At 72.9% G+C, this 13,130-nt stretch carries 13 protein-coding genes; 9 read left to right on the top strand and 4 right to left on the bottom strand.

The annotated features are described in order from the left end of the window. The first annotated feature begins 2 nt into the window (after positions 1–2). The 3 genes from ACZ5Y0_RS31645 to ACZ5Y0_RS31635 all read left to right on the top strand — a co-directional run bounded on the left by ACZ5Y0_RS31645 (position 3) and on the right by ACZ5Y0_RS31635 (position 3,482). Positions 3–1,148: a threonine aldolase family protein gene (locus ACZ5Y0_RS31645; protein ID WP_469132104.1), complete on the top strand. Its 1,146-nt coding sequence runs from the start codon at positions 3–5 to the stop codon at positions 1,146–1,148. Then, positions 1,117–1,575 carry a pyridoxamine 5'-phosphate oxidase family protein gene (locus ACZ5Y0_RS31640; RefSeq protein WP_469132103.1) on the top strand — a complete coding sequence of 153 codons (459 nt, stop codon included), beginning with the start codon at positions 1,117–1,119 and terminating at the stop codon, positions 1,573–1,575. Before ACZ5Y0_RS31645 ends, ACZ5Y0_RS31640 begins: the two co-directional genes overlap by 32 nt. A 155-nt stretch (positions 1,576–1,730) precedes the next feature. After that, the gene (locus tag ACZ5Y0_RS31635; protein ID WP_469132102.1) at positions 1,731–3,482 is read left to right on the top strand and encodes an FAD-dependent monooxygenase; all 1,752 of its coding nucleotides are present in this window, start codon (positions 1,731–1,733) and stop codon (positions 3,480–3,482) included. A 73-nt stretch (positions 3,483–3,555) separates the two neighbouring features. Here ACZ5Y0_RS31635 and hemG read toward each other — a convergent pair whose 3' ends face one another. Genes hemG through ACZ5Y0_RS31620 form a run of 3 tightly spaced genes read right to left on the bottom strand, consistent with a single transcriptional unit; the run spans position 3,556 to position 8,132 of the window. Further along, the gene (hemG, locus tag ACZ5Y0_RS31630) at positions 3,556–5,034 is read right to left on the bottom strand and encodes a protoporphyrinogen oxidase (protein WP_469132101.1); all 1,479 of its coding nucleotides are present in this window, start codon (positions 5,032–5,034) and stop codon (positions 3,556–3,558) included. A 58-nt stretch (positions 5,035–5,092) separates the two neighbouring features. Continuing rightward, positions 5,093–6,613, bottom strand: coding sequence for an FAD-dependent monooxygenase (locus tag ACZ5Y0_RS31625; protein WP_469132100.1), 1,521 nt, complete (start codon positions 6,611–6,613; stop codon positions 5,093–5,095). A gap of 34 nt (positions 6,614–6,647) precedes the next feature. Then, positions 6,648–8,132 (bottom strand): FAD-dependent monooxygenase, encoded by a 1,485-nt coding sequence (locus ACZ5Y0_RS31620; protein WP_469132099.1) that lies wholly within the window; start codon positions 8,130–8,132, stop codon positions 6,648–6,650. Positions 8,133–8,168: 36 nt separating this feature from the next. On the opposite strand from ACZ5Y0_RS31620, the gene ACZ5Y0_RS31615 reads away from it, so the two are divergent. The 3 genes from ACZ5Y0_RS31615 (at position 8,169) to ACZ5Y0_RS31605 (ending at position 10,087) form a co-directional block, all read left to right on the top strand. Then, positions 8,169–8,384: a hypothetical protein gene (locus ACZ5Y0_RS31615; protein ID WP_469132098.1), complete on the top strand. Its 216-nt coding sequence runs from the start codon at positions 8,169–8,171 to the stop codon at positions 8,382–8,384. Continuing rightward, positions 8,381–9,109: an SDR family oxidoreductase gene (locus ACZ5Y0_RS31610; protein WP_469132097.1), complete on the top strand. Its 729-nt coding sequence runs from the start codon at positions 8,381–8,383 to the stop codon at positions 9,107–9,109. The genes ACZ5Y0_RS31615 and ACZ5Y0_RS31610 overlap by 4 nt, the downstream gene beginning before the upstream one ends. Positions 9,110–9,208: 99 nt before the next feature. Continuing rightward, positions 9,209–10,087 carry an NmrA/HSCARG family protein gene (locus tag ACZ5Y0_RS31605; RefSeq protein ID WP_469132096.1) on the top strand — a complete coding sequence of 293 codons (879 nt, stop codon included), beginning with the start codon at positions 9,209–9,211 and terminating at the stop codon, positions 10,085–10,087. Positions 10,088–10,093: 6 nt separating this feature from the next. Here the strand turns inward: ACZ5Y0_RS31605 and ACZ5Y0_RS31600 are convergent, their stop codons facing one another. Further along, positions 10,094–10,711, bottom strand: coding sequence for a mycothiol-dependent nitroreductase Rv2466c family protein (locus ACZ5Y0_RS31600; RefSeq protein WP_469132095.1), 618 nt, complete (start codon positions 10,709–10,711; stop codon positions 10,094–10,096). Between the two features lie 207 nt (positions 10,712–10,918). On the opposite strand from ACZ5Y0_RS31600, the gene ACZ5Y0_RS31595 reads away from it, so the two are divergent. Genes ACZ5Y0_RS31595 through ACZ5Y0_RS31585 form a run of 3 tightly spaced genes read left to right on the top strand, consistent with a single transcriptional unit; the run spans position 10,919 to position 13,124 of the window. Beyond that, positions 10,919–11,947: a methyltransferase gene (locus ACZ5Y0_RS31595; RefSeq protein ID WP_469132094.1), complete on the top strand. Its 1,029-nt coding sequence runs from the start codon at positions 10,919–10,921 to the stop codon at positions 11,945–11,947. A gap of 52 nt (positions 11,948–11,999) precedes the next feature. Further along, entirely contained in the window at positions 12,000–12,446 is a 447-nt protein-coding gene (locus tag ACZ5Y0_RS31590) for a carboxymuconolactone decarboxylase family protein (RefSeq protein WP_469132093.1), read from the top strand. 18 nt (positions 12,447–12,464) lie between these two features. Beyond that, positions 12,465–13,124: a sulfotransferase family protein gene (locus ACZ5Y0_RS31585; protein ID WP_469132092.1), complete on the top strand. Its 660-nt coding sequence runs from the start codon at positions 12,465–12,467 to the stop codon at positions 13,122–13,124. The last annotated feature ends 6 nt before the right edge of the window (positions 13,125–13,130 follow it).

Genomic DNA, 13,130 nt, shown 5'->3' with positions numbered 1-13,130 from the left:
CCATGGCGCGAAGCGGCTCCCCGCACCTCGACTTCCGCAGCGACACCCGCACCGTGCCGGACGCGCGGATGCGCCGGGCGATGGCCGAGGCGGAGGTCGGGGACGACGTGTACGGCGACGACCCGACGGTCACCCTGCTGGAGGAGCGGGTCGCCGGCCTGCTCGGCACCGAGGCCGCGCTGTTCACGCCCACCGGCACCATGGCCAACCTGCTCGCCCCGCTCGCCGCGTCCGGCCCGCCGGGATCGCCCGCCCCGCGGGTGATCGCCGGCGCGGACACCCACATGGCGTTCCTGGAGTCGGACGGGCTGCGCCGCTTCGGCGGGATCGAGCTGCTGCCGGTGCGGCAGCGCCCCGACGGCCTGCCCGACCCCGACGCCGTGGCCGCGCTGCTCGCCGCCCGGGCGGACCCGCCGACCGTGGTCTGTGTCGAGAACACCAGCATGATGTGCTCCGGCAACGCCCTGGACGCCGAGGCGACGCGGGCCGCGGCCGCGCCGGCCCACCGGCACGGCGCGCACCTCCACCTCGACGGTGCCCGGCTCGCGAACGCGGCCGTGGCGCTCGGCGTGCCGCCCGCGCGGCTGGCCGGGCCGGCGGACAGCGTCACCTTCTCCGTCTCCAAGGGACTCGGCGCCCCCGCCGGCGGGCTGCTGTGCGGATCACGCGAGTACGTCGCCCGCGCCCGCGAGCTGAGGGGATGGCTGGGCGGCTCCCTGCACCAGGCGGGCGTCCTCGCGGCGGCTGCCCTGGTGGCGCTCGATCGCCTGCCCGACCTGGCCGCCGACCACGAGACGGCCGCCGCGTTCGCCGCCCGGCTCGCCGCGGTGCCCGGCGTCGAGGTGATGCGCCCGCCGCGGCCGACCAACATCGTCATGGCGCGGCTGCCCGGACTGGCCGCCGGCGAGTGCGCCGAGCGCCTGGCCGGCCACGGCGTGCGCGTCCTGCCGCTGCCGAACGGACACGTGCGCTTCGTGACCCACCGGGCGCACGACATGATCGGGGTACGCGCGGCCGTCCGGGCGCTGGCGGCCGTGGCGGCCGCCGTGTCCGAGACCCGGCCGGCCGGCGAAGACCACCCGGAGGGGACCCGCCCCCGACACCCACGGAGGAAGCATGACAACGAAGCCACCCGCGCGCGGACTTGAGGAGAGGCTGCGGGACACTCGGGCGAGACTGGAGAACGACGTCGATCTGTGGGTGGCCACGGCGGGTGCCGCAGCCGGCGTCCACCTGATCCCGCTGTCCTACCTCTGGGACGGGACCGCGATCCTCGTCTCCACGCCCCGCGACTCGGTCACCGGCCGCAACCTGCTGGCGGACGGCCGGGTGCGGCTCGGCCTCGGGCCGACGCGCGACGTCGTGATCGTCGACGGTGTCGCGGAGCCGGTGGACGTGACCGAGCTGGGCGAGGAGCTGGGCGACGCCTTCGCGGCCAAGACCGGGTTCGATCCGCGCAAGCTCGACGAGCCCTACCAGTACTTCCGCATCCGGCCCCGGCGCATCCAGGCCTGGCGGGAGGCGAACGAACTGGCCGGACGCGCCCTCATGCGCGACGGCGGCTGGCTCGGCTGACCCGCCGCACCCCGGTCCGTCCGTCCCGAACGCGCCGGCCGGTCACCCGCGTGACCGGCCGGCGCCGCTGCGGTCCAGTCGTGCTTGACCGGTGCTGAAGAGGACTTTGCCAGGCTGCGACTGGCAAGGCATCGGTCGATCCTAAAGGGGCGAATATGGGAGCCATCGAGGTTCCGGTTCTGATCGTGGGCGGTGGCGGATGCGGCCTGTCCGCCTCCGTCTTCCTGTCCGACCAGGGCGTCGATCATCTGCTGGTGGAACGGCACCCGGACACATCGAGGGTTCCGAAGGCCCACTACCTCAACCAGCGCACGATGGAGATCTTCCGGCAGCACGGTGTCGCCGACGACGTGCTCGCCGAGGCGGCGCCACTGGAGAAGTTCGGCAAGGTGCGCTGGCAGACCACGCTCGCCGGTGACGGGCCGCTGGACCGGCGCCTGATCCACGAGATGGACGCCTTCGGCGGCGGTGAACTGCGCGAGACCTACGCGGCGGCCGGGCCCCTCCTGCCCGCCAAGCTGCCGCAGATGTGGCTGGAGCCGATCCTGCGCCGGCACGCGGAGGAGCGTAATCCGGGGCGGATCCTGTTCCACCACGAGCTGACCTCCTTCTCCGACGAGGGCGACCACGTCGTCGCGGAGGTGCGCGACCTCGAGACCGGGGAGGTCACCACCGTCACGGCGCAGTACCTCATCGGGGCCGACGGCGGCCGCATGGTCGGAGCCGAGGTCGGCATCGAGATGCAGGGCCCGCCCGGACTGGTCAACACCACCACCGTGTACTTCTCCGCCGACCTGTCCCAGTGGTGGGAGGAGGGCACGCTCATCACGCACTTCCTCAGCCCGGAGAGCCCCGACCTGTCCAGCAACCTCATCGAGATGGGGCCGCGCTGGGGCAAGGAGTGCGAGCAGTGGGGCCTGCACTTCGCCCCCGGCCCGCCCGGACGCTGGGACAACGAGACCGTCGTCCCCAGGATCCGCGAGCTGCTGCGCATCCCGGACCTGGAGGTGACGGTGCACAAGGTGACGGACTGGATCGTGCACGCGCACCTCGCCGACCGCTACCGGGTCGGCCGCGTGCTGATCGCCGGCGACGCCGCGCACCGCCAGCCCCCCGCCGTCGGTCTCGGCCTCAACACCGGCATCCAGGACGCGCACAACCTCGCCTGGAAGCTCGCCGCGGTGCTCGGCGGCCGCGCGAGCGACGGCCTGATCGACACCTACGAGGCCGAGCGCCGGCCCGTGGGTCGGGAGAACGTCGACTGGGCGGTCTCCGCCGCCGTCCACCACCAGGCGGTCATCGACGCCGTCGGCGCCGGACACAACATCCCGGCGGGGCGGCGCAAGGAGCGGCTCGAGGCGTACTTCGACCCCTCGCCGCTCGGCGACACCGTGCGGGCGCGCGCCCTGGAGATCTTCCACACCCACCGCGGGGGATGCCAGTCCCTCGACATGGAGGTCGGCTTCCACTACGAGGACGGCGCTCTCGTCCCGGACGGCAGCCGGCCGCCCGGCCGCGTCCCCATGCGCAACGAGCACCGGCCGACGTCCCGCCCCGGACACCGTCTCCCGCACGCCTGGATCACCTCCGGCGGCCGACGTCTGTCCACGCTCGACCTCACCGGCAGGACCGACTTCACGCTGATCACGGGCCCGGAGGGGACGCCGTGGGTCGAGGCGGCCGCGCGCGTGGCGGAGAAGTTCTCCGTCCGCATCGGCACGGTCCGCATCGGCGTCGGCGGCGAGTACGACGACGTCGACGGCGGCTGGGAGGCCGTCCGGGAGATCACCGACGCCGGCGCGCTCCTGGTCCGTCCCGACCAGCACGTCGCCTGGCGCAGCACGGACGGCAGCCAGGATCCGGAGCAGGTCCTGGCGGAGGTGTTCGCCGCGGTGCTGGATCGCTGACCCGAGCGACGCCAAGCAGCAGCGGCCGTGCCCGGCATCGGGCACGGCCGCTTCGGTGTTCCGTGGGGCCGGTTCAGGCCCCGACCGCCGCCGAGCGGGCGGCGGCGTTCTGCTTCACCCAGGCCAGGACCTGCTCGGTGGCCTGCCGCGCGGAGGCCATGCACACACCGACGCCCACACCGTCGTACAGGGCGCCGCACACGGCGAGGCCGGGCTGGGCGGCCACCGTGTCGCGGATCCGCCGCACCCGCTCGAAGTGGCCGACGGTGTACTGCGGCAGAGCGTCCTCCCAGCGGCTGACCCGGCTCGCCACCGGAGCGCCCCGCACACCCGTGGCCTCGGCCAGCTCCGCGGTCGCCAGCGCCACCAGGTCGGCGTCGTCGCGCCGCAGCAGGTCCTCCTCGCCGAACCGGCCGATCGAGCAGCGGACGATCTCCACCTCACCGGCCAGATGCGGCCACTTCACGGTGGTGAACGTGACCTCCTTGACCGCCTTCCCCTCCACCGCGGGCACCCGGTAGGCGGCGTACCCGCGGCCCGAGAGCCCGCCCGGGAACGCCGCGCGCGGGTAGGCGAGGGTGACCACCGCCACGTTCGAGTACGGCACCTCGGCGAACGCCGAGACGGCCGAGGCGGCTCCGGGGACCCCGGCGAGCAGCCTGCCCGCGGGGCCGGCCGGAACGGCGATGACGACGGCGTCCGCCTCGATGTGCTCCGGGCCGGCGGCCGTGCCCACGGTCACCCGCCAGCCGTCCGCGGTCCGCGCCAGCTCCCGGACCGGGGCGTCGGTGCGCACCGACGCGTCGGGCGCCGCCTTCAGCACCTCGCGCACGAGCACGGGGGGCAGCGAGCCGAACCCGCCGTCGAGGGTCGCCACCCGCACGGGCGGCGGCTTCTGCCCCTCGGCGAGCACGGGCGTCAGCGAGCCCGCCGCGTCCGCCAGCGAGACGTGCGAACGGGAGGCCTTCGCCAGCGGCGTCAGCGTGGCCTCGAACGACAGGTCCGCGGCGCGGCCGGCGAACACACCGGCGAGGAACGGTTCGACCAGACGGTCCACGACCTCCTGGCCGAAGCGCCCGCCCACGTAGTCCGCGACCGAGACGTCGCCTTCCCGGTCGAACGAGGGCAGCACCAGGTCCTGCCGGGCCCTCTCGACGCCCGCCGCGGACACCACACCGGACCTGGCGAGGTCGTCCATGTCGCAGGGCACGCCCATGAACTGACGGTCCGGCTGCTGCCGGATCTCTCCCCCGGTCCAGATCGCCGACGCGGTGACGCCGGCCGACATGATCTTCTCGCCGAGTCCGGCGTCCGCGATCAGCCCGGTCGTCCTGCGCCGGTTGGCGTACAGCGACTCGGCCCCCTCGTCGACCGGGACCCCCGCCACCTCGGAGACCGACAGCTTCCCGCCGAGCCGGGAGGACGCCTCCAGGACCGTCACCCGGACCGGCTCGTCGCGGAGCTGGAACGCCGCCGCCAGTCCCGCGATGCCACCCCCGATGACGACCACATGGGGCTTTCCACTCACCTGATCCTGTTCGGTGCCAGCCATTCCACCAGATCCTTCGTGGTTAGTGTCGTAGAGGCCGTCTCGGCGCCGGCGCCCGGCGTCAAGACAGGTCCTGGCAGTCTGGCCGGGACCCCCAGCCCTTCGGTCGAGGGCGGCTGGAGGGCCGGTGGCCGGTGCCGAACCAGTGCTCGAGTGCCTGGGTGAGGTCGTCGGTGGTGCCGGGGGAGGTCCAGGCGACGTAGCCGTCGGGGCGGACGAGGACGGCGTCGAGGGGGGTGTGGGGCGGGGTGGTCCAGGTTCCGGTGACGGCGTCGACGCGGTCGGTGTGGCCGTGGGCGGCTCGGGCGGTGGTGTCGTCGGTGGTGAGGAGCAGGCCGCGTCCGGTGCGCAGGAGTTCGGCGACGCGGGTGCGGGTGCCGTCGGTGAGGGTGAGGGTGGTCCCGGGGGGCATGCGCCGGCCGAGCAGGGGGTGCTCGCCCTTGGCCAGGTCGTAGCGGATGCCGAGGTTGCTCAGCATGCCCGCCGCGTACTCGGCGGCGTCCTTGTGGGCCAGCAGCTCGCCCACGACCTCGCGAACCGGGTCCATCTCCTCGCCGGTGAGCCGCAGCTCGATCGCCGCGCGGGCGTTGCGCGCCAACTGCTCGCCGACGGGGTGGCGTTCGGCGTGGTAGGTGTCCAGCAGGCCCTCGGGGGCCCAGCCCTCGACCGTCGCCGCCAGCTTCCAGCCGAGGTTCACCGCGTCCTGCACGCCCACGCTCAGCCCCTGCGCCATCGCCGGGGGCTGCACGTGCGCGGCGTCGCCCGCCAGGAACACCCGGCCGCGCCGGTACTCGGCGGCGGCCCGCGAGGCGTCGGTGAAGCAGCTGATCCAGCGGCACTCCCCGTGGTGGATGGACTCGCCGGTGAGCCGCTGCCAGGCGTCGGCGAGGTCGGCGTAGGCGATCGCGTCACGGTCGCGGGGCGGCGGCGTACCGGCCTCGTGGACGACGACCCTGGTGACGCCGTTCTCCAGGTCCATCGCCATCACCATGCTGCCGCCCGGCAGGTTCTCCCCGATGCGCCGTCTGCGGGTGTCGATCCCGGTGACGTCGGCCGTGAGGAAGCCGCGCCGGCCGTCGGTGCCGGGGAAGCCGATCCCGGCCAGCTTGCGGACGGTACTGCGCCCGCCGTCACAGCCGACGAGATAGGCGGCACTCTCCTCGGACGCCCCGTCGGGGCCCTCCACGGTCACCACGACATCGTCGTCGCCCTGCCGCAGACCGGTCACCTCCAGGCCGCGCAGGACCGGCACGCCGAGTTCGCCCACCCACTCCTCCAGCATCCGCTCGGTGCGGAACTGGGAGACCCCCCGGTGCCCGTAGTGGTCCTCCGCCAGCATGCCGAGGTCGATCGGCACCCCGCCGAAGTGGCTGTCGGCGGGCTCGGTGGCACCGAGCCGGTCGAGCAGGCCCCGCTGGTCGAAGCACTCGGCGGTGCGCTTGGTGAAGCTCGCGCCGCGCGACTGGCGCGTCGGCGCGGGCAGCCGCTCGTAGACGACGACGTCCACGCCGCGGAGTCTGAGTTCGCCCGCCGTCATCAGCCCGACCGGGCCGGCCCCGACGACGATTACATCCCTGGCCATGTGTTCACTCCTCTTCGAAGGGTGCCGACGGCGCTCACCGGCCGGCGGACTGCGCGATGCGGCCGGTGCCGAACCAGTGCTCGAGTGCCTGGGTGAGGTCGTCGGTGGTGCCGGGGGAGGTCCAGGCGACGTAGCCGTCGGGGCGGACGAGGACGGCGTCGAGGGGGGTGTGGGGCGGGGTGGTCCAGGTTCCGGTGACGGCGTCGACGCGGTCGGTGTGGCCGTGGGCGGCTCGGGCGGTGGTGTCGTCGGTGGTGAGGAGCAGGCCGCGTCCGGTGCGCAGGAGTTCGGCGACGCGGGTGCGGGTGCCGTCGGTGAGGGTGAGGGTGGTCCCGGGGGGCATGCGCCGGCCGAGCAGGGGGTGCTCGCCCTTGGCCAGGTCGTAGCGGATGCCGAGACTGCTCACGACCCCGGCGACCTGCTCGGCGGCGTCCTTGTGGGCCAGCAGCTCGCCCACGACCTCGCGAACCGGGTCCATGGCCTCGTCACCGAGGTAGAGCTTGGCGGCCGCGCGGGCGTTGCGGATCAACTGCCGCCCAACGGGGTGGCGTTCGGCGTGGTAGGTGTCCAGCAGGCCCTCGGGGGCCCAGCCCTTGACCGTCGCCGTCAGCTTCCAGCCGAGGTTCACCGCGTCCTGTAGCCCGGCGCTCAGTCCCCAGGCGGCCAGCGGGGGGATCTCGTGCGCGGCGTCGCCCGCCAGCAGCACCCGGCCGCGCCGGTACTCCTGCGCCAGCGCGGCGGAGTTGCCCGAGGCCCACAGCCAGAGGCACCGCGCGTCGTCGATCGACTCACCCGTCAGCCGCCGCCACGCGTCGGCGACCTGGGCGAACGTCAGCGCACCCGGCTCCGGACGGGCGGGCAGGTCCGGGTCGTGGACGACCACCCGGCAGCGGCCCTCGCCCAGCGGGGTGCACACCACCATCCTGCCGCCGGGAAGCCGCTCGCCGATCGGCCGGGGGCGCGGGGTGATGCCGGTGATCTCCGCGGTGTACATGCCCCGGGTGGGCTCCCAGCCCGTGGTGGGGATGCCGGCCAGCCCGCGCACGGTGCTGCCCGCACCGTCGCAGCCGACCACGTAGCGGGCCGTCTCCTCGCCGGGGCCGTCGGGACCGTCGAGGGACACCACGACACCGTCGGTCGTCTCGCGCAGACCGGTCACCTCGTGACCGCGGCGCACCGGCACGCCGAGGTCGGCCAGCCAGCCGCCCAGCGCCTCTTCCGTCCTGGCCTGGGAAAGGCCCAGCACCCCACTGTGGTCCTCGTCGAGCATGTCGAGGTCGAAGCGGACTCCGCCGAAGTGACCCATCGGGCCCCATCGGAACGCGCCCAGGCGTGGCAGCAGTCCGCGCTGGTCCAGTGACTCGGCGGCCCGCCGGTTGAAGCCGAGTGCCCGGGACTCCTCGGTGGGGGCGGGCAGCCTGTCGTAGACGGCCACGTCCACTCCGCCCAGGCGCAGTTCTCCGGCCAGCATCAGGCCGACCGGCCCCGCACCGACCACTATGACGTCAGTTGTTTTCATTCTTTGAGGCCCTCTGCGCTGTGGCAATAGTTGGCCATGGTGAAGCTACTCAGGGCAATCTCCGGCCGCAACGATTCGGAATTCCGTGACTGCCGGCCGGTGTTCGACCGTGGAGTCGGCGCGATTGAACGCGACGATGAACACTTGAGCGCACGGTCCGCACCGCAGCAATATCGACGGGTGCCTTCGGTTTTCGCTTCTTCCCATGGCGAATGGGCGCATTTTCCGGCCGCAGAAAGGAAGCTGACGTGACAGACGAGAAGATCGCCCTCGTCACCGGCGCCAACAAGGGCATCGGATTCGCCGCGGCGCGGCAGCTCGGTGCGCGGGGGATCGTCGTCATCGTCGGCGCGCGCGACGAGACGCTCGGCAAGCAGGCCGCCGACGCGCTGGCCGCCGACGGCATCGCCGCGACGACGCTGCGGCTCGACGTGACGGACCCGGACAGTGCGGCCGAGGCCGCCCGCGAGATCGAACGGCGCCACGGCCGCCTGGACATCCTGGTGAACAACGCCGGCACCGCGGGCGGCTTCACCGGCGCGCCGAGCCAGGCGACCGCGGCCGACCTGCGGGAGGTCTACGAGACCAACGTCTTCGGCGTGGTCACCGTGACCCACGCGATGCTGCCGCTGCTGCACCGCTCCCCGGCCGGCCGGATCGTCAACCTGTCCAGCCACGTGGGGTCGCTGACCCTGAACTCGGACCCGGACTCCCCGCTGGCGGGCGTGAACATGATCGCCTACCAGTCGTCGAAGACCGCGCTGAACGCGGTCACGGTCGCCTACGCCAAGGAGCTGCGGGGGACCCCGGTCAAGGTCAACGCGGCGCTGCCCGGAGTGGTGGCCACGGACATCAACCACCACCGCGGCCACCGCACCCCCGCCGAAGGGGCCGCCGTCGTGGTCCGGCTGGCCCTGTTGGACGAGTCCGGCCCGTCGGGCGCGTGCCTGGCGGACGAGGGGCCCGTCCCCTGGTAGCGCGCGCCCCCCGACGCGCGGCGGCCGCCCCGCGGCCCGCCGCAATCCGATCGCACCGCCGGACGAGTCTCCGGCGGGCACGAGACATGGAGACAGACAGTGGCGCTTGACGGAACGATCCTGGTGCTGGGCGGGACCGGCCGGCAGGGCGGGGCGGTGGCCCGCGAACTGCTGCGGCGCGGACACACCGTGCACGCCCTGGTCCGCGACCCGGCCAAGGCGGAGGCGCGGGCGCTGCGGGAGGCGGGCGCGGTCCTGGTCCGCGGCGACATGGACGACGAGGCGTCGCTGACGGAGGCGATGCGGGGCGTGCACGGGGTGTTCAGCGTGCAGACCTTCCGGGGGCCGGGCGGCGTCGAGGCCGAGGAGCGGCAGGGCCGGGCGGTGGCGGACGCCGCGGTGCGGGCCGGGGTGCGGCACTTCGTCTACAGCTCGGTCGGTGGCGCGGACCGCGACACCCGGGTCCCGCACTTCGAGAGCAAGCACCGGGTGGAGCAGTACCTGCGGACCCTCGACCTGCCGACGACGGTGCTGCGGCCGGTCATGTTCCACGACATCCTGCTCGACATCGCCCCGCGCCCGATGGGGGGCGAACTGGTGCTGGCCATGTGGCTGGACCCGCGGATCCCGGTGCAGCTCATCGCTACCAGCGACATCGGCGTGTTCGCCGCGGACGCCTTCGAGGACCCGGACGCCTGGCTGGGCCAGGTGGTCGAGATCGCCGGCGACGCCCTGACCGGGCCGCAGATGGCCGCGGCCTTCGAGGCGGCCTCCGGCGTCCCGGTCCGCTACCAGCGGCTGCCGATCGAGCCGCTGCGCGACGCCCGCCCCGACCTCGCCAACATGTTCGACTGGTTCGAGCGGGACGGTTACCGCGCCGACCTCGAGGAACTGCGCCGCACCCGGCCCGGCCTGGTCACGCTGGAGAGCTGGCTGGCCGACAACTGGACGGCCCCCGTGGCCGCGGCGGCCCGCTGACGCCGCTCAGGTGAAGACCGGTTCCCGGGTGCGGGTGCGCTTGAGCTCGAAGAACCCGTCGGTCGCCGCGACGGCGAGCACGCCGTCCCACAGCCGCGTCGCGGCCTCACCCCGCGGGGAGGGGGTCACCACGGGGCCGAAGAACGCCACGTCCCCGACCGCGACGACGGGTGTGCCCACATCGGTGCCGACCCGGCCGATGCCGTCGTGGTGCGAGGCGCGCACCGCGCCGTCGTACGCGTCGCAGCCGGCCGCGTCGGCGAGGCCGGGGTCGAGGCCCGCGGCGGTCAGGGCCGCCGCGTAGGTGGCGTGTTCCTTGGGCGCCCGCTCCAGGTGGAACCGGGTGCCGAGTTCGGTGTACAGCCCACCCAGCACCTGCGAGCCGTAGGCCTGCTCGGCGGCGGCGCACACCCGCACCGGCTCCAGCCGCACGGCGAGGTCCCGGTGCCAGCGCTCGGGCAGGTCGGTACGCCCCTCGTTGAGCACGGTCAGGCTCATCAGGTGCCAACGCAGTTCGAGGGGCCGTTGCCGGGCCACCTCGAGGATCCAGCGGGAGGTCAGCCACGCCCAGGGGCAGGTCGGGTCGAACCAGAAATCCACCGGGGTTGGGGTGTCGTGCCGCAACGTGGCCTCCTCGATGTAGCCGGGCCGGAACAATTTGGCAAGCGGGGCCGGAATTTCGCTGGAGCGGTGCTGGACGGGGCCTGTTCAACCGCTCAAATTCCCCGGTTGAACGTCCGAGAGTCATTGCGGGAATGCGGAAGTTGCGGTTTCTCAAATCGCCGACCTATTGTCTGGAATCCGCGAAAAAGGCGCTCCGAAAGGAAAGGCATGTCCGTGCTGCCCGAGGTTCGTGACCAGTCAGACTCGTACTCACTGCTCCATCTCGTCCAGGGCGCGGTGATCACCCAGGCGATCTCGGTCGCGGCCCGGCTCGGCGTCGCGGACGTGCTGGCCGACGGCCCGCTGGCCGCCGAGGACATCGCGGCGCGAGTCGGGTCCGACCCCAAGGCGACCCACCGCGTCCTGCGCGCGCTCGCCGGCCACGGGGTGTTCGCGGTCCGCCCGGACGGCCGGTACGAGAACACCCCGATGTCCGACAGCCTCCGGGAGGACGCACCGGACTCGATGCGCGGCTTCGCCCTGCTGATGAGCCACCCCACGCTGTGGGAGGAGTGGGGCCACCTGTTCGACACCGTGGAGACCGGCGAGGCCAACCTGCCCAAGCTGCGCGGCATGGGCGCGCTGGACTTCTTCCACGCCAACCCCGACTACGCCCGGGTGTTCTTCCAGGCGTTCGGCGGACTGTCGGCCTCGGAGACCGACCCGATCCTGGCCGCCTACGACTTCTCCGGGTTCGGCACGGTCGTGGACGTCATCGCCGGCCGCGGCAACCTCCTGGCGGGCATCCTCGAGCAGGCACCGGACGTCAAGGGCGTGCTGTACGACTCCGAGGTCGCCACCGTCGACTCGCCGGCGCTCTTCGAGGCGGCCGGAGTCGCCGACCGGCTCACCATCGAGCACGGCGGCTACCTCGACAAGCTGCCCACGGGCGGCGACGCCTACGTGTTCAAGCACATCATCCACGACTTCTCCGAGGCCGACGCCGTCACCGCGCTGCGCAACGCGCGCGAGGCGATCGCCCCCGACGGGAAGCTGCTCGTCATCGAGTACGTGATCCCGGAGAACAACGAAAAGCACCTCGGCAACACCATCGACCTCTGGCTGATGCTGATGCTCGGCGCCCAGGAACGCACGCTCGCCGAGTACACGGAGCTGTTCGCCAAGGCCGGCTTCAAGCTCACCAGGGCCGTTCCCACCAGCGCGCCGATCTCGGTCATCGAGGGCATCCCCGTCTGAGGCCGCCGCGAGCAACCGACTCATTCCCGCATACCGCACAGGAGAAGACCCGATGACTCCACGGATGGACAACCCCTCCCTGGTCGTTCCCGGCGCCCTACAGCCCCTGCTCGACCTGACCGAGGTCATCGGCAAGGTGGGCGTGCCGCAGAGCACCCTCGACCTCGTCCGGCTGCGCGTCAGCGAGATCAACGGCCGCGTCTACACGTTCTCGGACGACCCGGAGCAGGCGGAGAAGACGGACGCGCGGCTGCCCAGGGTGGCCGACTGGCGGGCCGAGTCCTGCTTCGACGAGGCCGAGCGCTGCGCGCTGGAGATGGCGGAGGCCGTCACGCTGATGACCGACCCGCAGGACATGGCGTCGGACGAGGTCTGGGAGAAGTCCGCCCAGTACTACACCGACGAGCAGCTCGGCGCACTCGTCATGCACATCGGCCTGGTCAATTTCTGGAACCGGGTGAACGTCGCCACCCGCCAGGAAGCCGCGGCCTGGCGCTGAGGAAGGGAAGACGGCACCGTGCTGAAGCTCATCAACGCCGGTCTGGGCAGGACCGGTACGACCTCACTGAAGGTGGCCCTGGACCGGCTCGGTCTCGGCCCCTCCTTCCACATGTTCGACATCGTCGGCGACGCGGAGCGGCTGCGGCGGTGGGAGCGGATCGTCTGTGACGGCGAGCGCCCCGACTGGGCGGCCGTCTTCGACGGCTACCGCTCCGCGGTGGACGGCCCCTGCGCCGTCTACTACCGGCAGATCAGCGAGGCGTTCCCCGAAGCCAAGGTGATTCTCACGGTGCGCGACGCCGAGAGCTGGTACCGCAGCACCCACGACACCCTGTACCAGTTCGCCCTGCGGAGCATGGCGAACCCGCCGGAGCCCGGCAGCCCGCAGGCCCGGCTGTTCCGCGTCACCAGCACCATGGTCTGGGACGGGCTGTTCGGCGGCCGGTTCTCCGACAAGGACCACGCCATCGAGGTCTACCACCGGCACAACGAGGAAGTGGTGCGCGCCCTGGGCGCGGACAACGTCCTCGTCTACGACGTGCAGCAGGGCTGGGAGCCACTGTGCGCCTTCCTCGGTGTCGACGTCCCGCGGGAGGATTTCCCGCGCACCAACGACACCGCTTCCATGCGGCAGCGGATCGCCCGGGCGGCCGGCGCCCCGGCCGCCACCGGCTGAGCCGGC

This window comes from Streptomyces sp. NPDC033216 (genome assembly GCF_055577115.1).
Note: the sequence above shows the minus strand (reverse complement) of the source record. Positions and strands in the feature narration are given on the sequence as shown.

Bases quoted from the DNA above. Each gene is read 5' to 3' on its own strand.
- hemG (WP_469132101.1), bottom strand. From the start codon at position 5,034: ATGGCTGGCACCGAACAGGATCAGGTGAGTGGAAAGCCCCATGTGGTC.
- ACZ5Y0_RS31590 (WP_469132093.1), top strand. From the start codon at position 12,000: ATGACTCCACGGATGGACAACCCCTCCCTGGTCGTTCCCGGCGCCCTA.
- ACZ5Y0_RS31625 (WP_469132100.1), bottom strand. From the start codon at position 6,613: ATGGCCAGGGATGTAATCGTCGTCGGGGCCGGCCCGGTCGGGCTGATG.
- ACZ5Y0_RS31645 (WP_469132104.1), top strand. From the start codon at position 3: ATGGCGCGAAGCGGCTCCCCGCACCTCGACTTCCGCAGCGACACCCGC.
- ACZ5Y0_RS31620 (WP_469132099.1), bottom strand. From the start codon at position 8,132: ATGAAAACAACTGACGTCATAGTGGTCGGTGCGGGGCCGGTCGGCCTG.
- ACZ5Y0_RS31595 (WP_469132094.1), top strand. From the start codon at position 10,919: ATGTCCGTGCTGCCCGAGGTTCGTGACCAGTCAGACTCGTACTCACTG.
- ACZ5Y0_RS31635 (WP_469132102.1), top strand. From the start codon at position 1,731: ATGGGAGCCATCGAGGTTCCGGTTCTGATCGTGGGCGGTGGCGGATGC.
- ACZ5Y0_RS31640 (WP_469132103.1), top strand. From the start codon at position 1,117: ATGACAACGAAGCCACCCGCGCGCGGACTTGAGGAGAGGCTGCGGGAC.
- ACZ5Y0_RS31615 (WP_469132098.1), top strand. From the start codon at position 8,169: ATGGTGAAGCTACTCAGGGCAATCTCCGGCCGCAACGATTCGGAATTC.